The sequence below is a fragment of the Streptomyces sp. NPDC001568 genome (assembly GCF_042893755.1).
Taxonomy (GTDB): Bacteria; Actinomycetota; Actinomycetes; order Streptomycetales; family Streptomycetaceae; genus Streptomyces.
Genome location: NZ_JBIAVF010000058.1, coordinates 1 through 2,621, shown reverse-complemented (window position 1 = coordinate 2,621; position 2,621 = coordinate 1). Strand labels below are relative to the sequence as shown.

1 protein-coding gene is annotated in these 2,621 nt (G+C 73.9%); it reads right to left on the bottom strand.

From position 1 onward, the window contains the following. A partial coding sequence (locus tag ACFY0I_RS39930) for a condensation domain-containing protein (protein WP_388904745.1) occupies window positions 1-2,621 on the bottom strand: 2,621 nt, incomplete at both ends.

Genomic DNA, 2,621 nt, shown 5'->3' with positions numbered 1-2,621 from the left:
AGTACTCGGTCGGTGGTGGTGAGTTGGTAGGTGTGTTGCATCCAGCGGAGTCGGTTGACGATGGCTTCGTGTTCGACCATGACGCCCTTGGGGCGGCCGGTGGAGCCGGAGGTGAAGATGACGTAGGCGGGGTGGCGGGGCAGCAGGGGTGAGAGCCGGTCCCCGTCCGACAACGGACCGGCGGACAGTCGGCCCAGCTCCACCCCGATCTCCGGCGCGTCCACGACGACCACTTCCGCGCCCGCGGGCATCGGTACGAGACCCAGGGAGACGAGGTCCGTCACCACGCACACCGGCGTCGCGGTGTCCGTCATGCAGCCAAGGCGTTCGGTGGGCAGGGAGAGGTCCAGCGGGAGGTAGGCGCCACCGGCGCGGACGACGGCGTGCAGGGCCACGAGCAGGGACAGCGACCGGGGCAGGGCGACCGCGACGACGGTCTCCGGGCCCACGCCGCGGTCGATGAGCAGCCGGGCGAGGCGGTTGACGCGCTCCTCGAAGGCGGGTCGGGCCAGCTGCGCCCCCTCGAAGACCAGCGCGGGGCCGTCGGCGGCGCAGGCGCCCTCGGCGACGAGGTCCGCGAGGGTCGTCGGGCCGGTCATGGGGACGGCGGTGTCGTTCCAGCCGTCCAGGACGAGCGCGCGCTCCTCGGCGGACATCACTTCCAGCTCCGCCACCGGACGGTCCGGAGCGGCCACCGCGGCATCGAGCAGCCGCACCAGTCGGGCCGCGAGGGTGCGAACCGTCGCCTCGTCGAACAGGTCGGACGCGTAGCGGATGCCTCCCTCGATGCCCGCGCCCTCGCGGGCCGTACCGAAGGCGATCTCCAGGTCGAACTTCGCCCCACCGGTCTCCACCGTCAGCTCGGCCGCGGGCATCCCGAACAGCTCGGGCACCACGGCGTCCACGGCGTCCACCGAGTGGTAGGTCACCATCGTCTGGAACAGAGGGTTGCGGGAGCGGGACCGTTCGTGGTCCACCGCCTCGACGACCGCCTCCCACGGCAGATCGGCGTGGGCGAAGGCGGCGAGTCCGGTGTCCCGGACGCGTGCCACCAGCTCGCCGAACGTCGGCGCACCGGAGAGGTCCGCCCGCAGCACGAGCGTGTTGAGGAAGAAGCCGGCCAGGCCCTCCCACGCCGCGCCGTCCCGCCCCGAGACCGGGCTGCCGAGCGGGATGTCGTCGCCCGCGCCCAGCCGGTGCAGCAGTGCGGCGACCGCGGCGTGGACCACCATGAACGGCGTCGCACCGCCCTCGCGGGCGATCCTCAGCAGGCCCTCCGTCGTCGCGGCGGACACCGAGAAGCCGACCACGCCACCCTCGTACGAGGGCTCCGCCGGTCGGGACCGGTCGGTGGGCAGCGCCACCTCCGCCGGGACCCCGGCGAGCGTCTCGCGCCAGAACTCCGTCTGCCGGGCGGCCGTCGACCCCGGATCCGCGGCGTCACCCAGGACCTCCCGCTGCCACTGCGCGAAGTCCACGTACTGGAAGGGAAGTTCGGGCAGAACGGGAGCCGTGCCCGCCCGCCGCGCCGTGTAGGCCGCGTCCAGGTCCGCGAGCAGCAGGGCCGTCGACGACTCGTCGGTGGCGACGTGGTGCACGAGCAGGAGCAGGACGTGATCGTCCGGTGCGGCCCGCAGCAGGGTCACCCGGACCGGGATCTCCGACGCCAGGTCGAAGAGGTGACCGCCGGCCCGGACGGCCTCGTCGGCCAGCCGGTCGACGGGCACGTCACGGAGCTCCACCGGCACGTCCACCCCGACGGGCAGCACGCGCTGGTACGGCTCGCCGTCGTGATCGGCGATCACCGTGCGCAGCACCTCGTGCCGCGCCACCAGGTCCCCGACGGCCGCGCGGAGCGCCGGAAAGTCCACCGGACCCCGCAGGCGCACCGCCACCGGCACGTTGTACGTGGCCGCCGGGCCGCGGACGCTGTCCACCACCCACAGCCGGTGCTGGGCGAAGGACAGCGGAGGCCGTTCGGGCCTGACGCCCGCACCCGGTCGGGGCCGGCTGCTCGCGCCGGCCGGAGCGAGCCGCGCGGCCAGCGCCTCGACGGTCCGCAGTTCGAACACGTCGCGGATCCCGCACTCGACGCCGAGCACCTCACGGATCCGACCCGCCGCGCGGGCCGCCAGCAGCGAGTGGCCGCCCAGGGCGAAGAAGTCGTCCCGCACGCCCACGGTCGGGCGGCCCAATACGGAGGCCAGGATCCCCGTCAGAACTTCCTCGCGCACGTCCCGGGGGGCGCGCGAGGAGGACACGGCCGCGAGTTCCGGCGCGGGCAGGGCCCGCCGGTCGAGCTTGCCGTTGGGGGAGAGGGGCAGGGCGGGGAGGGCGACGAAGGCGGTCGGGACCATGTACTCGGGGAGCCGGTCGGCGGCCAGGGTGCGCAGGGCGTCCGGGTCGATGTCGGTGCCGGGCGCCGGGACGACGTAGGCCACCAACTGCTGCATCCCGGGTGCGTCCTCGCGCACCAGCACGGCCGCCTGGGCGGCGGACGCGTAGGACGTCAGGACCGTTGCTATTTCGCCGGGTTCGATGCGGAAGCCGCGGAGTTTGATTTGGTCGTCGGTGCGGCCGAGGTAGTGGAGGTGGCCGTTGGGGAGCCATTGGGCGAGGTC